The 14,571-nt window shown below is 64.7% G+C and carries 12 protein-coding genes and 1 pseudogene; 6 read left to right on the top strand and 7 right to left on the bottom strand.

All coding sequences use genetic code 11. The features are described 5' to 3' along the window. The first annotated feature begins 324 nt into the window (after positions 1-324). Together ubiD and ACZ5MJ_RS03335 are read left to right on the top strand one after the other, a co-directional pair. Entirely contained in the window at positions 325-1,854 is a 1,530-nt protein-coding gene (gene ubiD, locus ACZ5MJ_RS03340; RefSeq protein ID WP_464222399.1) for a 4-hydroxy-3-polyprenylbenzoate decarboxylase, read from the top strand. Positions 1,855-1,974: 120 nt separating this feature from the next. Next, entirely contained in the window at positions 1,975-3,999 is a 2,025-nt protein-coding gene (locus tag ACZ5MJ_RS03335; RefSeq protein ID WP_464222397.1) for an acetoacetate--CoA ligase, read from the top strand. A 42-nt stretch (positions 4,000-4,041) separates the two neighbouring features. Here the strand turns inward: ACZ5MJ_RS03335 and ACZ5MJ_RS03330 are convergent, their stop codons facing one another. Beyond that, positions 4,042-4,695, bottom strand: coding sequence for a glutathione S-transferase family protein (locus ACZ5MJ_RS03330; protein ID WP_464222394.1), 654 nt, complete (start codon positions 4,693-4,695; stop codon positions 4,042-4,044). A 293-nt stretch (positions 4,696-4,988) separates the two neighbouring features. Here ACZ5MJ_RS03330 and ACZ5MJ_RS03325 point away from each other — a divergent pair, with 293 nt between their 5' ends. Beyond that, positions 4,989-6,203 (top strand): polyhydroxyalkanoate depolymerase, encoded by a 1,215-nt coding sequence (locus tag ACZ5MJ_RS03325; protein WP_464223643.1) that lies wholly within the window; start codon positions 4,989-4,991, stop codon positions 6,201-6,203. An 80-nt stretch (positions 6,204-6,283) separates the two neighbouring features. Further along, positions 6,284-7,186: an aldose epimerase family protein gene (locus ACZ5MJ_RS03320; RefSeq protein WP_464222392.1), complete on the top strand. Its 903-nt coding sequence runs from the start codon at positions 6,284-6,286 to the stop codon at positions 7,184-7,186. A gap of 33 nt (positions 7,187-7,219) precedes the next feature. Here the strand turns inward: ACZ5MJ_RS03320 and ACZ5MJ_RS03315 are convergent, their stop codons facing one another. The 5 genes and pseudogenes from ACZ5MJ_RS03315 to ACZ5MJ_RS03295 all read right to left on the bottom strand — a co-directional run bounded on the left by ACZ5MJ_RS03315 (position 7,220) and on the right by ACZ5MJ_RS03295 (position 12,789). Beyond that, positions 7,220-7,597 carry a DUF5594 family protein gene (locus tag ACZ5MJ_RS03315; RefSeq protein WP_464222391.1) on the bottom strand — a complete coding sequence of 126 codons (378 nt, stop codon included), beginning with the start codon at positions 7,595-7,597 and terminating at the stop codon, positions 7,220-7,222. Between the two features lie 1,027 nt (positions 7,598-8,624). After that, on the bottom strand, positions 8,625-8,864 hold the full coding sequence (locus ACZ5MJ_RS03310; RefSeq protein ID WP_464222389.1) for a hypothetical protein: 240 nt from the start codon (positions 8,862-8,864) through the stop codon (positions 8,625-8,627). Between the two features lie 110 nt (positions 8,865-8,974). Then, a complete protein-coding gene (locus tag ACZ5MJ_RS03305) occupies positions 8,975-9,835 on the bottom strand; it encodes a phage integrase N-terminal domain-containing protein (protein WP_464223642.1) in 861 nt (286 codons plus the stop codon). Between the two features lie 958 nt (positions 9,836-10,793). After that, positions 10,794-12,025 (bottom strand): annotated as a pseudogene (locus ACZ5MJ_RS03300) (IS110 family RNA-guided transposase). Between the two features lie 356 nt (positions 12,026-12,381). Further along, on the bottom strand, positions 12,382-12,789 hold the full coding sequence (locus ACZ5MJ_RS03295) for a hypothetical protein (RefSeq protein ID WP_464222387.1): 408 nt from the start codon (positions 12,787-12,789) through the stop codon (positions 12,382-12,384). A 125-nt stretch (positions 12,790-12,914) separates the two neighbouring features. On the opposite strand from ACZ5MJ_RS03295, the gene ACZ5MJ_RS03290 reads away from it, so the two are divergent. Both ACZ5MJ_RS03290 and ACZ5MJ_RS03285 read left to right on the top strand, forming a co-directional pair. Further along, on the top strand, positions 12,915-13,130 hold the full coding sequence (locus ACZ5MJ_RS03290) for a helix-turn-helix domain-containing protein (RefSeq protein ID WP_464222385.1): 216 nt from the start codon (positions 12,915-12,917) through the stop codon (positions 13,128-13,130). A gap of 75 nt (positions 13,131-13,205) precedes the next feature. Further along, positions 13,206-13,466 (top strand): hypothetical protein, encoded by a 261-nt coding sequence (locus ACZ5MJ_RS03285; protein WP_464222384.1) that lies wholly within the window; start codon positions 13,206-13,208, stop codon positions 13,464-13,466. Here ACZ5MJ_RS03285 and ACZ5MJ_RS03280 read toward each other — a convergent pair. Then, positions 13,458-14,570, bottom strand: coding sequence for a CoA transferase (locus ACZ5MJ_RS03280; protein ID WP_464222382.1), 1,113 nt, complete (start codon positions 14,568-14,570; stop codon positions 13,458-13,460). The genes ACZ5MJ_RS03285 and ACZ5MJ_RS03280 overlap by 9 nt on opposite strands. Position 14,571: the final 1 nt, after the last annotated feature.

Below are 14,571 nucleotides of genomic sequence, written 5' to 3'. Positions count from 1 at the left end.
GCGACGCAACACTCCATGGAGCAGTCCGGATTGTAGGAACGCTGTTATATCCCGTCAAGAATAACAATCACAAATCCTACTACTTTCAGTTATTTGTAACTGCGCTGGTATAGTCACTCGGGAATCACTCGTTCGCCCGCAAACGCAGGCCTGGCCTTGGGTATTCACCATTGGACCCGCGCTTGCAGCGGCAAAAAACTTACAATTTGCGTGGCGTCTTGCCGATGTTTTTTTTGCAGCCAGGCAGGCGAATGTGTATCGTCACCGACTTCACCGGGGCATCGCGGCGTTCCGTGCGGATGCCGCACCACAACAGAATTCACTATGCAATACAAAGACTTGCGCGATTTCATCGGCCAGCTGGAAGGCATGGGCGAGCTGCGGCGCATCGCCCGACCCGTTGCGCCCAACCTGGAAATGACCGAAGTCTGCGATCGCCTGCTGCGCGCCGGCGGCCCCGCGGTTCTTTTTGAGAAACCTTCCGGGGCCGGCACCGACGGAGGCACCTATAGCGTGCCCGTGCTGGCCAATCTGTTCGGCACGACACGCAGGGTCGCACTTGGCATGGGTGCCGAATCGATGGAAGACCTGCGCGACATCGGCCGGGTCTTGTCAGCGCTGAAGGAGCCGGAGCCGCCGCGCGGCCTGCGCGAGGCCGGCAAGCTGTTCACGCTCGCCAAATCTGTGTGGGACATGGCACCAAAGCGCGTCAGCAGCCCTGCCTGCCAGGAGGTGGTCTGGGAGGGTAACGACGTCGATCTGGCGCGCCTGCCGATCCAGACCTGCTGGCCCGGCGATGCCGCCCCGCTGATCACCTGGGGCCTGGTGGTGACCAAGGGCCCGCACAAGAAGCGCCAGAACCTGGGCATCTACCGCCAGCAGGTAATCGGCCGCAACCAGGTCATCATGCGCTGGCTGGCACACCGCGGCGGCGCGCTCGACTTCCGCGAGCATGCGCTGGCCAACCCCGGCAAGCCCTTCCCGATCGCGGTGGCGCTGGGCGCCGACCCCGCCACCATCCTGGGCGCGGTGACGCCGGTGCCGGATACGCTGTCCGAATACCAGTTCGCCGGCCTGCTGCGCGGCAGCCGCACGGCGCTGGCCAGCTGCCTGACGCCGACGTTGTCCGAACTGAGCGTGCCGGCCTCGGCCGAGATCGTGCTGGAAGGCCATATCCAGCCCGACCCTAACCACCCGTCCGGCTACCAGCACGCGCTGGAAGGCCCGTTCGGCGACCACACCGGGTATTACAACGAGCAGGACTGGTTCCCGGTGTTCACCATCGACCGCATCACCATGCGGCGTGAGCCGATCTACCACTCCACCTACACCGGCAAGCCGCCCGATGAACCGGCCGTGCTGGGCGTAGCGCTGAATGAAGTGTTCGTGCCGCTGCTGCAGAAGCAGTTCCCGGAGATCACCGACTTCTACCTGCCGCCCGAGGGCTGCAGCTACCGCATGGCGCTGGTGCGCATGAAGAAGCAGTACGCCGGCCATGCCAAACGCGTGATGTTCGGCGTGTGGAGCTTCCTGCGGCAGTTCATGTACACGAAGTTCATCGTGGTGGTCGATGACGATGTCGACGTGCGCGACTGGAAGGAAGTGATCTGGGCCATCACCACCCGCGTCGACCCGAGCCGCGACACGGTGCTGGTCGACAACACGCCGATCGATTACCTCGACTTCGCCTCGCCGGTGTCGGGCCTGGGCTCCAAGATGGGCATCGACGCCACCGACAAATGGCCCGGCGAAACCACGCGCGAATGGGGCACGCCTATCAGCATGGACGCGGCGGTCAAGGCCAGGGTCGACACCATGTGGGAAACGCTGTTCGAGCGCCCCGCCAACGGCTGACGGGCACCCGGGGCCATCCCCCGTTATCATGTCAGGCTGATGCCGGGCGCCTCGAACAGGCGCCCGGAACCGAACATCGCACCATCCGATGCCCGCGGCAGACGGGCGCAAGGAGGAGACATGACGACCGCCGCCCCGCTCACCGAAGGGAACCTGATGTGGACGCCGTCCGAGGCGCTGCGCGACAGCAGCCAGGTCGCGCGTTTCATGCGCTGGCTGCGGGCCGAACTTGGCCTGGCCTTTGACGACTACGACAGCCTCTGGCAGTGGTCCGTCACCGAGCTGGAAGCGTTCTGGGACGCCGTGCGCGCCTACTTTGATGTGCACTTCGACACGCCCGCGGCGCAGGTGCTGGACCGCCGCACCATGCCGGGGGCACGCTGGTTCGAGGGCGCCACGCTGAACTACGTGCAGCAGGTATTCCGCCACGCCGGCACCGGCAGCGCCCGCCAGCGCGCCGCCATCCGCCACGCCGACGAGGCGCAGCCGCTGGCCGACATCAGCTGGCACGTGCTTGAGGCCCAGGTGGCATCACTGGCGCACGCGCTGCGCCAGATGGGCGTGCAGCGCGGCGACCGCGTCGCCGGCTACCTGCCCAATATCCCCGCCACCATCGTCGCCTTCCTGGCCACGGCCAGCCTGGGCGCGGTCTGGTCCGGCTGCGCGCCCGACATGGGCCAGGTCGCGGTGATCGACCGCTTCCGCCAGATCGAGCCCAAGGTGCTGATCGCGGTCGATGGCTACCGCTACGGCGGCAAGGTCTATGACCGTGCCTCGGTGCTTGCCGACCTGGTGGCCGCCCTGCCCTCGCTGACCGACCTGGTGCTGGTGCCGCAGACCGGCAGCAACGCCGCGCCACCCGCCGGCGTACGCGCGCATGCCTGGCAGGACGTGCTGGCGCACGACGTGCCGCTGGCGATCGAGCCGGTGCCGTTCGATCATCCGCTGTGGATCGTCTATTCGTCCGGCACCACCGGCATGCCCAAGCCGATCGTGCATGGCCATGGCGGCATCGTCATCGAGCAGCTCAAGCTGATGGCTTTTCACAACAACCTGGGCCCGGACGATGTCTTCCACTGGTACAGCAGCAGCGGCTGGATCATGTGGAATGCGCAGGTAGCCGGGCTGCTGCTGGGCACCACCATTGCCCTCTACGACGGCAACCCGGCATGGCCCGACGCGGGCGTGCTGTGGCGCTTTGTCGACGATGCCGGCGTGACGATGTTCGGCGCCGGCGCGGCGTTCTTCACCAACTGCATGAAGGCCGGCATCGAGCCGGCACGCATCGCCGACGTGTCGCGCCTGCGCGGGCTCGGCTCGACCGGCTCGCCGCTGCCGGTGGAGGCCTACGACTGGATCTACCGCCATGTGCGCGAAGACATCTGGCTGGTGCCGATGTCGGGCGGCACTGACTTTGCCGGCTCGTTCGTCGCCGGCTGCCCGCTGCTACCGGTCTATTCCGGCGAGATGCAATGCCGCTGCCTGGGCGCAAAGGTCGAAGCCTTCGACGACAACGGCCAGCCGCTGATCGACGCGGTAGGCGAACTGGTCTGCACCGAGCCGATGCCGTCGATGCCGCTCTACCTGTGGGGCGACGCGGACGGCAAACGCTACCGTGACAGCTATTTCGACACCTACCCCGGCGTGTGGCGGCATGGCGACTGGATCAAGATCACAAAGCGCGGCGGCGCGGTGATCTACGGGCGCTCCGATGCCACCATCAACCGCCACGGCATCCGCATGGGCACCAGCGAGCTGTACCGCGTGGTGGAAGACCTGCCCGAGGTGCTCGACAGCATGGTGGTCGACCTGGAATACCTGGGCCGCGAATCCTATATGCCGCTGTTCGTGGTGCTGCGCGAAGGCGTGGTGCTGGACGACGCGCTGCGCGACACCCTGCGCGCGCGCATCCGCGAGGCGCTGTCCTCACGCCACGTGCCCAACGAGATCGTGCAAGCGCCCGGCGTGCCGCGCACGCTGTCAGGCAAGAAGATGGAGGTGCCGATCAAGAAGCTGCTGCTCGGCCATGCACCGCAGGGCATCGCCAACCGCGACGCAATGGCCAACCCGGACACGCTCGACTGGTACTTCGACTATGCCGCGCGCTTCCTGAAGGCACGGCAGGCGGAATCCGCCACGGCGTAGCGCCAGCACCCCCGGCGGCCGCGGGCGTCGCCGGCGAGGACATCAGAACTCCACATCCAGTTCGCTGATTTCGTCGGGTTCCTGGCGCGCCGCCGCGATCCACTCCTGCAGTTCCGGCATCGACAGGATCTGCTTGCAGTAGGCAGCCGGCACGGGATCGAGCATCACGCCATAGGTGACAAAGCGTGTCACCACCGGCGCGTACATCGCATCGGCCATGGTGCGCGTGCCAAACAGGTACGGTCCGCCGTAGCGGGTCAGGCATTCGGTCCAGATCGCCGTTATGCGGTCGATGTCGGCCTGCGCACGCGACCACACCTTCAGCCCCGGGAAGTTCCCCTTCAGGTTCATCGGCAATGCCGAACGCATCGCGGCAAACCCGGAATGCATCTCGCCGCAGATGGCGCGGCAGTGGGCGCGCGCTGCACAGTCTTCCGGCAGCAGGCCGGCCTTGGGGCGGATTTCGTTCAGGTATTCGGCGATCGCCAGCGTGTCCCACACCATCACGCCCTGGTGGCGCAGGCAGGGAACGAGGATCGATGGGGACAGCAGCAGGATCTCGGCACGCGCAGCGGCGTCGTCCGGCGGCACCAGCACTTCCTCGAAGTCCAGGCCGGCAAAGCGCACCAGCAACCAGCCGCGCAGCGACCACGAAGAATAGGTCTTGCTGCTGATTGTGAGTGTGGTCTTGCTCATCACGCCTCCTTAGCCGCGGCTCGGCGCCCGCCGGCGCGTTCGCAATATCGGTGTCGCATCCTGCGGCAAGCGCGCCGCGCACCCATGCAGTGCGCTCATTCGGCACCAGTTTGACGCCGGCGGCCTGGTTCGTGCCTCGATGCGGCGCGATACAGCTGCCGCAGGCGCATCTTGCACAACTTGTCCACGCTCGTGCCCGCCTTTCGAGTGGCACCGCGCAAAGCGCGTGCCAAGCGCGTGCCGATGGCATATATATTGCGACATACGGAAACCAGAATGATGGGGGCCGAGTGATGCTGTACCAGGCGTACCAGACCTACGCGGACATGATACTGCCGGCGTGCACGCTGGCGGAACTGGCTGCCGCGACGCTGGCGGCGAGTCCCCGGGCTGGCGGCTTCGACGCCGCGCGCCGCCTGCGTGCCGCCTGTGAGCTCATTGCGCTCGCGCGACTCACGCACCACCGGCCGGCCTTCGGCATCGACAGCGCGATCGTCGGCGGCCAGCCGGTGCAGGTCACCGAGGACGTCGTCGTGCGTACTCCGTTCTGCTCGCTGCTGCACTTCCGCCGCCACGGCATCGCCGGCCAGCCGCGCGTGCTGCTGGTGGCGCCGATGTCCGGCCACTTCGCAACGCTGCTGCGCGGCACAGTGCAGACCATGCTGGCCGACCACGACGTCTATCTCACCGACTGGCACAACTCCCGCGATATTCCGTTGCTAGCCGGGCGTTTCGGCTTCGATGAATTCGTGCAGCACCTGATCGGCTTCCTGCAGGCGCTGGGCGGCGGCACCCATCTGGTGGCCATTTGCCAGCCTACCGTGGCGGCACTGGCGGCGGCGGCGCTCATGGCCGAGGACGGGGACCCCGCCCAGCCGCCCAGCCTGACGCTGATGGCCGGTCCCATCGACGCGCGCGTCAACCCGACCAGGGTCAACGAACTGGCCATGAGCCAGTCCCTCGAGTGGTTCGAGCGCACCCTGATCGGCATCGTGCCGCTGCGCTTTGCCGGCGCGATGCGGCGCGTCTACCCGGGATACGTGCAACTGCTGGCCTTCATGAGCATGAACCCGGAGCGGCACGAGCAGGCACTGCGCGAGTTCTACGCTCTGCGCGAGCGCGGCGAGCACGACAAGGCCGACACCATCCGCGACTTCTACATCGAGTACTTCGCCACCATGGACCTGACGGCGGAGTTCTACCTGGAAACCGTCAGCCTGATCTTCCAGCGCTTCCTGCTGGCCCAGGGCCTGCTCGACGTGGGCGGGCGCCGTGTGTGCACGCGCGCCATCCGCCGCACTGCCCTGCTTACCGTGGAGGGCGAGCGCGATGACATCTGCGCGATCGGCCAGACCGTGGCAGCGCAGGACCTGTGCACAAGCCTGCACTCCTACATGCGCATGCACCACGTGCAGACCGGAGTCGGGCACTATGGAGTGTTCAACGGCAGACGGTGGGAGACTCAGGTGTACCCGCTGGTGCGCGACACCATCTACACCAGCAGCTGAGGCGGCCGCCGCCAGCGCGCTGGCTTATCATGGCGGCTGCGCCGGGCAGCACGCGATTCGGCTCGGCGCCAACGACCATCATGACCTTGCTTCCGACCCAAGACTTCCAGGGCCAGCCGCTGGTGCGGATCGGCCACGCCGACAGCTGGCTGCTGCTCGCCCCGCAACACGGCGGGCGGCTGGCGCGCTGGGTGCACCGCGGCCAAGACATCCTGTACTGGCCCGACAACGCCGACTGGGCGCGCCCGGCCAAGGTCCGCGGCGGCAACCCGCTGCTGTTTCCATTTATCGGGCGTCATTTTGTCGATGGCAACCCGGGGCACTGGCGCGACGGTCAAGGGACGATGCACACGCTGGCGCAGCACGGCTTTGCGCGCGACCTGCCTTTTGAAGTCACCGCCATCGACGAACACGCCGCGATCACCATGACGCTGCGCGACAGCGATGCGACGCGGGCGGGCTACCCGTACGCGTTTGTCTTCGACGCGGTCTACGCCCTGCTGCCTGACGGGCTGGAAGTCACGCTGCGCACCACCAATACCGGCGAGCGGCGCCTTCCCTGCTACCCGGGCCATCATTTCTATTTCGCACTGCCGCACACGCAGCGCGCATCCGCGTCCCTGACACTGGCCCGCGCCGACCGCGTGCGCCAGTTGCCCGATGGCAAGCCCGGCCCCGCAGATGCCGGCGAAACGACATACCGGCTCGACGATCCGCGCCTGCAGGACACCTTCCACGTCTTTATCCACGGCCCCGCCGCCACGCTGGCGATGTCCGATCGCACCATCGCATTCGAACTCGACCGCCCCGGCACCGTGCCGTGGCATGCCGTGACAACGTGGTCCGAGAGCGAGGCCTCGGACTTCTACTGCGTGGAACCGTGGGTAGGACTGCCCGATGCCATCCACAACGGCCAGGGGCTGCGGTACATCGAACCGGGGCAAGCGGAAAGCGCGGTGTGCCGGTTGCGGGTATCGGCCTGACAAACCCCGGCCGCGCAGCAGCTCAGTGCTGGCTCAGTGCTCGAAATCCAGCCCCCCGATCAGGATCGCCCGGTCCACCTGAGACAGCGAGCCGAAGTCGATGCCGCGCGGCTCCTGCCACGCGCGCAGCTTGCCCGGCAGCGCCGCAAGATAGCCGGCAAAGCGCGCCTCGCCGCCGGTCCCGAACAAGCGCTGCACTTCCAGCCCGTCCCAGGCCAGCGTGATATCGAGCGCAAACGGATGGCGCCGCAGCTCGGCCGGCCCGTCGCCGGTCATGCGCAGGCGCGCGGGCTGGCCAGCGGTATCGGCAGGCAAGGTGTGGAGCCGCACACGCCGGTGCAGCTTGCCGATGGCAGCGGCAATGCGCGGCAGGCATTCCGCTTCAAAGCGGGCGAAGATATCGGCAGTCAAGGTAAGGGCGTTCTGACGTAGCAAGTTGCGGGCGAGGCCGGCATGCGGGGGCCACGATCCAGTTACTATACGCCGCCAGGCCGCGCCCCACAGGTCATTAGCTTCCGCGCCGGCGCCAGCACCACCGTCTACCCTCGTCCAGGCACCGGCCTCAAGCCGCCGTTACCCCTCGACCCCGCCGAAAATTTGGCACAGTACGCCACCTGCCCGCGGGGATACCCCTTGCGCTCAGGCGCGCTTCCAACTCCTCGGCAATGTCCACCTCGACCGCCCGCGCAATTACGCGTCAGAGCGGAGCCAGATCCACCGAGCGCACGGGAACAGGCAACGCGCCAGCATCGAGCGACGCTTCAAACATCGCCGAATCCGCTCATCTTCCTGCTCTTCGGTTTGGACCCGCGCAACTGCCCACACCGACCGCTCGCCCGCGTAGTAACGCACCAGCATCGCCAGCAGCTTGTCGCTGTCGAGCCGGTCCGTCATCGCACGGCGCGCCCGCCGGCTCACTTCGATACTCGCGGAATCGGCCACTAGGTTGACGATTCGATGTGCTGAGGGAACCGTGCAGCCAAGAGCCGTCCCGTCCGGCCTCAAGCAAGTGCGCACAGGCGCATCGGCGGCTGCCTGACACGGGCTTTTGGCCCTTGGCGATTGCAGTAAGGACCGACGTGATGTCGCCGGCCGCCACCGAGCACCGGCTCGGCCCGCGCACGCCGTGGCCCAGCGACAGCTTCCGTCTCTTCCGCCCAGTTCGACGGCCATGAACAGCCTGCCGGTGATCGTCGTACTCTGGCCCTAAAAGGCTGTGTCAGGCGCATCCATTTGCGCGCCCCTCTCGAGAAACGAAACTCCGAATCCTCAAATTTACTCCAAGGGGCTTACCTCCGCGGCGCTTCCCCAGTACCTAAGCAGTGGCCCTGGCTGCTGGCCACTTCTTCGCGCGACGATGCAGTAGCAGTGGGTCCTCGCTACCCTCGCACGGTTCGCTGCAGCGGCATAATGTAAAACAGGCACGGAGCGGAGCGGACTATGATGCGTCTGGCCAAACATTCAGATGCACCATCACGCCGCGGCAGCCCAACTCACGTAGATATGCCAAGACCTTTTCCAGTCGATCAAATCGGTGTGGGCACCACTCGCGTGAGCGCAACCACTGGAAACCATTGACGCGCACGTACCAGCCTTCCGGCGCCGGCAACAGCTCGACAAACCCCACTAAATTACGCTCAAGCAAGGCTATGAATTGGCTTTCGAACAGATCGGTCAAAGTATCTCTCCTTCCCAGAAACATCGATTAGATCAAAGGAAATACGCACCGATGCCTCAGAATGAGGCAACAGCGTGATGTCCTAGAAGTAGCAAGGTCACGGCAACGGGTTAACGGCCCAGATAAACGGCTGTAATCTCCTCGCGATTGTGACCGAGCTCTGCTGAAACCTGCAGTCGCGCTGAACGATCCACTGCCCGCTGTTGCTGCGTGAGCTGTGCTGAAACTGGGCCACCTGCGGCAGGAGCTGGCCAGCCAGTGAGCTGCTGGTAACGGCGCTGTGCATACGCATGCCGAAGTCCATGTAACTTCGACATGCCAGCCTTTTCAACCGCCGACTCATAGCGACGAAGCTGGTCGACATACTTAAGATCCTTAGGGATCATCGACCCGCTTTCACAGAACGCAGTCGCACGCGCAAGTACGGCCCGCTGATGGTCATCCGTGACAGGTACAGCACGTGCCCGGCCTCCCTTACACCAAGTCGGCTTGAGCTGAATCTCCTGCACTACATCCGCCGTCAGACCTGCCAGCGCATAGCTCGCCTGAAATTTGAGGCACTCTTCTCGACGCAGTCCAAAAGCCTGCTGCAACTCAACAGAACAGCGCAGACGCTTATCGGTAATCTTCTCAAGATCCCCCGAAGCGAGCACAAGTGCCTTCGAGATATTGGTGACGTACCGGCGCCTGCCAATGCCCAACTCGGCATTGGTGCGCGGGACGCAATTCTGCTTGCCAACCTTCTCTGCCCACCACCGTACATGTGACATACGGTTCTTCATGGTGCCCACAGCAATACCGGAGGCTTGCCAACGCTTGACCAGCGCGGCAACATGCTTTGGCTTGAACCCGGTAGCAGGAAGCGTCCGGAAGCCCATGTCTTTGAGGTCATGAGCCACCTGCGCGAGCACTTCCCTGCGGGCCGCTTGCGTTGCATACGAGCCATCACGATTGCGCCTAACCAAGCGCATCAAGTCCACAAAAATATCGATTTTCACTAGGTTCCTCACTCGGTCAGTGTTAACTTTGGTCAGTGTTAACTGCGGCTGGCTAACCCAGCCCTAGCACCGGGACCCTTGGGTACACGGTACGGGTACGGCGACCAGCCACGGCTTTACCAGCCGGCCAGTGCGTCCCGTCGGGAACACACAGACGTTCTGGCGATAACTTGCCGGGACTATGTGAGGCGGAGCCCTACGTCCACCTTCATTGCTTTCCAAACGGACAACCGATTGGTTCCGTTGGATGTCTGCTTTGAGAGTGCAGACGAACTCGCCAGATACGTTCCGGCCATGCTCAGGCTGTCCTGAGGAAATCAGATAGGGAGAAGGGCTTGGAACCCCTGATGGACGCTGCTGATACGGTCACAGCGAAAGGGCAAGAGTGGACGTAGCGCCAGGGCATGTGAACCCCATCGGCTACGATTCAGGAAAATTGCGAAGGAACGGTCGAAGACAGGAAAGCGGAAACGTATAGGGGGGATACGCGCAGCGAAGCTGCGGAGCTCTCTGTAGGCAGGGGATGAGCAAATCGACTGGACGGACTTAGCAAGCCCGCCCGGATTGGCCCCAAAAAATGGACAGGTGGTTATTCAGCAACGCTTGCAGTGTCAAGCGCTGCGTCAATGACAGCTACCGTATCCAGTTGTGGCGCGCAGCGCCAATGTCGATGCCCCGAAAGGGCGGAAAGTGCCCACAGAATAATCTGTCGCATTTGATTTGACAAGGGCCAGGGCCAGCGTTCTGTGACCTCGCCTTCGTGAAGGCGAGCTCTTTGAGTTGCTATGCGCTACGCCCGTAGTACACGAGGGAGCTTCGTTCACAACGACAGGTGCCTAAAGTCATGCTAATCCTGCGAAAGACAATAGGAAACTATCGCCTTTCTAGCGATGAATGCGCGTTGGAGCTGCGGCGCTACTAATAAGAAGCGTTAGACAGCATGAGCGATGGGATCCACAGGACACGCGAGATCGACAAGGCGTTTGAGCAGGCGGCGGATGGTTTTGTTGGCGTCGTGGCGGTCGAAGTAATCGGGGCCAAGGTCGACATATTCAACGCCGTCGCGGAGCATATGGTAAGCGGCGGTGAGCATGGAAGCAGCCACCGCAACGATGGCCTTCTTGGCGCCGCGCCGGTCTTGATGCGCAGGAACTGGGCACGGAGATAGCTGGTCTTGACGCGCACCGCGGCCCAAGCGGCGGTGACCAGGGCGGTCTTGAGCCAAGTGCCGCTCTTGCGCACGCGCGTGCGGCGGCGTTTGCCGGCGCTCTCGTCATTGCGCGGACACAGGCCCGCCCAGGACACCAGGTGGCCGGCATAGGGAAAGCGCGTCATGTCGACGCCGATCTCCGCCAACAGAACCTTAGCAGTCAGGTTGCTAACCCCGAGGATCGTGGTCGGCAGGCGGGCGCGCTGTCGGATCGGCGCCAGCGCTTTTCCCACGACGGCGTCGAGCTCGGCGAGCGTGTGCTCCAGGGCACCAATGCTATCCAGATGCAGCTTGAGCATCGTGCGATGGTGTTCGGTAATGCGTCCGCGCAGGGCCTCGCGCAATTCGGCGTGCTTTTTTCGGGCGTTGCCTTGGGCCAGCGCGGCAAGCCGCTCGGGATCGGCCTCGCCGTTGACAATCGCCTTGAGCATGGCCCGGCCCCTGTGTCCCAGCACGTCCGAGAGCACGCTGCCCAGCTTGAGGTTGGCGTCTTCGAGCACTTTCTGGATACGCAGACTGTGCTGGGCAATCTCGCGCACGAGTTGCTAACGGGTGCGCGTGAGATCGCGCAACTCCTGGATGGCGGCCGGCGGCACGAAGCTCGATCGGATCAAGCCGTAGGCGAGCAGATCGGCAATCCACATCGCGTCATTGACGTCGGTCTTGCGGCCGGGCACGTTGCGGATGTGCTGGGCGTTGGCCAGCACCAACTCGAAGTTGCCCTCGAGGATGTGCCACACCGGTTTCCAGTACACGCCAGTGGCTTCCATGGCTACATGGCTACATGGGTGCAGCCGTGCAGCGCCAGCCAGTCGGCCGACGCCAGCAACCCACTGGTGGTGCTGTCAAATCTGCGCACTTAGTGATGCACGGGCGCCGAGACACGGCGCACAGGCCACAATGGTGCCCTTGTGGACGTCGAGTCCGGCGCAGCGGGGATAGAGCACTTGCATGGAGCCTCCTGCCAGAGTCAATGGCATCGGCAGCAGCCCTCGTCGTCGAAATCTGCTAGGCGCGATCCGGGGTGTCACCACCCGTGGTCGCAATTCGGGGTGCTCGCAGGGCTACGGGTCCAACTAGGATCGTGGGCAGACTGGATATGGCGCCGATGAGCCTTGCCTGCCTTTCTTGCCTGAGGCCTGTGGGTGGCAGTTGGCGGTCGACCCCGGTCTGTGCCGGCACCTGCAGTGGAAGTCGCTCTCACGGCGCTCCTCGCGTTCCGCCTCTTGTGTGCGGAGACCGTTCCGTGCGACCCAGATGAAGAAGGCTGCGGTTGGCACGCCCACGGCCAAGACGGCTAAGCCGATCGTCATAGCGATGCTCCAAGACTACAGTGTGAGATATAGGGATATAGCTCCTGCCTGACCGCGTGGATGCGGCTCGACAGAAGCATGGGAGATGCCAGGCTGAACTCGAAGCGCAGCACCTGGTTGCGGATCCGGCGCCAGTGGCACGGCAGCGCTCCCCTGCCCTGCCAGTAGGCTGTACAGGCTGCCACGCATCGCACGGCTTCCTGGTAATGGGCCAGTTGGCCCTCCTGGTATTGCAGATAGGCCACCACCAGCCCTTGCAGCTGCAGTGCGGCAGCCTCCTGGGAAGTGGGAAGGCGAATCGGCCGCTGCGCCAGGGTGGCGCCTAGGTCGTGGTACTGCGCGGCCGTCCGGGCGAGATGGCCGGCGTGGCGTGCCGTTTGCCAGAGGACAAACATGCTGCTCATGGGGGGAGTTCGCTCCGGTTCGGAACCGGCAGGGATGCTGGCACTGACATAGCGTAGTCAATCCCACCCGAGATGTCACGATTAGTGTGTGTCCGATTAGTGTGCACCCTCCCACAGTAGGGGCCATGAAACCGATCCTACGCCGTCGCTTTGGCAAGCGCATTCGTGAACTTCGGCAAGCCACTGGCCTGTCCCAGGAAGCCTTTGCCGATCATGTGGGCTTTGCCCGCACCTATATGAGCCGTATCGAGACCGGCGCTGCTAACCCGTCGCTGGATGCGATCGAAGCGCTGGCCACGGCGCTGCGGATAAGCGTGGCGGAACTTTTCAGCACGCTTTGAGCGCGATGATCTGGGTTCCCCAGCGCGCTGGCGCATCGCATCTCACCCGATATGTCAACCATATCGGAATGTTGTATGCCGAATTGGATGTTCATCGAGATTGGAATAGGCACCACCCTCGTGGTCTATGCCTACTCGACCGCCATCCCGGAAGATGCCCGAGATGCAACCCTTGCTGCCCGTGTTGGGGCGGCCATCTCCGAGCTGCGCCGTGCTCGTGGCCTGACGCAAGCCAAACTGGCGGAGATGATTGATCTTGAGCAAGAGGCGGTCTCCTACATTCGCACGCCAACGCGTGTATCGGCTCCAGCAACTCAGCGAAGCGCGTCACGTTGAACGATAGACCTGGAAGCCCAGGCCCGGCGACAACACCGCCGTCTCCCCTTCTTGCAGCGACACTGGCTTCACGCTGCCATTGGCCATCGACTCCGCCGTGAACTCTGCGATATTGCGCAGGCGCGCCGCCGGGATGCCCAGCGCGCTGAGACGCAGCTCCAGGTCCACCGCAGTGCCCGCCGCCACCGCGCCCGCGATCGCGCGCTTGAGCGCGGCCGGATCCAGCGAGCGCACGAACGCAGGCAAGGCACCGGCATCCAGCGGCGTCTCGAACAAGGCCGAATCCTGGGCAAGCCCGCCCAGCCCGAGCGCATCAAGCAGCGCCAGCAACTGCTTCGGCGTATTCGCGCCGATCGCCAGCCAGCCATCCCGGGTATGGAAGAAATCGGCCGACGGGCTGCCCGAATACCCCTGGTTGCCCTGCCGCGCCGGCACGCCGCCGGTGGTCATGGCATCGCACGTCATCGGATACATCAACTGCAGGCCGGCCGTGGCCATCGAGACGTCGAGCAGCATGCCGCGCCCGGTGCGCTCGCTCTCGCGCACACCGGCCAGGATGGCAAAGGCGGCCAGCATGCCGGCGGCGGAGTCGATCACCGGGAAGCCGGTCTTCATTGGCGGATCGCCTTCGCTGCCGCCCATCCAGGCCATGCCGGTAGCGGCCTGCACCACGTGGTCATACGCCGGCCGGCCATGCCACTGGGCTGCGCCGCGGCCGAAGCCCGAGATGCTGCAATAGACCACGCGCAGATTGCGCGCGCGCACGGCCTCGTAGCCCAGCCCGAAGCGCTCCAGCACGCCGGGCCGCAGGTTGTCGACAAAGACGTCGCAGCGGCTGGCCAAATCCAGCGCATGGGCGCGGCCGGCTTCATCCGACAGGTCGAGCGCCAGCGACGACTTGCCGGCGTTGAGCGCGACAAAGGCGGCATGGCCCTTGCCCGCGCGGCGCATCACGTCGCCGCCGCCAGCGCTTTCGACCTTGGTGACCTGCGCGCCCAGTTGCGCCAGCAGGAAGGTGGCAAACGGCCCGGCGATCACGTGCGAGAAGTCCAGCACGCTGATGCCGGCCAGCGGTGCAAAGTCCGGTTGTGAAGTGAGGGTCATG

The sequence above is a fragment of the Cupriavidus sp. LA-1 genome, assembly GCF_055385985.1.
Note: the sequence above shows the minus strand (reverse complement) of the source record. Positions and strands in the feature narration are given on the sequence as shown.

Excerpts from the sequence above, each read along its gene's own strand:
- ACZ5MJ_RS03335 (WP_464222397.1), top strand. The coding sequence starts at position 1,975 with ATGACGACCGCCGCCCCGCTCACCGAAGGGAACCTGATGTGGACGCCG.
- ubiD (WP_464222399.1), top strand. The coding sequence starts at position 325 with ATGCAATACAAAGACTTGCGCGATTTCATCGGCCAGCTGGAAGGCATG.
- ACZ5MJ_RS03280 (WP_464222382.1), bottom strand. The coding sequence starts at position 14,570 with ATGACCCTCACTTCACAACCGGACTTTGCACCGCTGGCCGGCATCAGC.
- ACZ5MJ_RS03285 (WP_464222384.1), top strand. The coding sequence starts at position 13,206 with ATGCCGAATTGGATGTTCATCGAGATTGGAATAGGCACCACCCTCGTG.
- ACZ5MJ_RS03295 (WP_464222387.1), bottom strand. The coding sequence starts at position 12,789 with ATGAGCAGCATGTTTGTCCTCTGGCAAACGGCACGCCACGCCGGCCAT.
- ACZ5MJ_RS03325 (WP_464223643.1), top strand. The coding sequence starts at position 4,989 with ATGCTGTACCAGGCGTACCAGACCTACGCGGACATGATACTGCCGGCG.
- ACZ5MJ_RS03290 (WP_464222385.1), top strand. The coding sequence starts at position 12,915 with ATGAAACCGATCCTACGCCGTCGCTTTGGCAAGCGCATTCGTGAACTT.
- ACZ5MJ_RS03330 (WP_464222394.1), bottom strand. The coding sequence starts at position 4,695 with ATGAGCAAGACCACACTCACAATCAGCAGCAAGACCTATTCTTCGTGG.
- ACZ5MJ_RS03320 (WP_464222392.1), top strand. The coding sequence starts at position 6,284 with ATGACCTTGCTTCCGACCCAAGACTTCCAGGGCCAGCCGCTGGTGCGG.
- ACZ5MJ_RS03305 (WP_464223642.1), bottom strand. The coding sequence starts at position 9,835 with ATGCGCTTGGTTAGGCGCAATCGTGATGGCTCGTATGCAACGCAAGCG.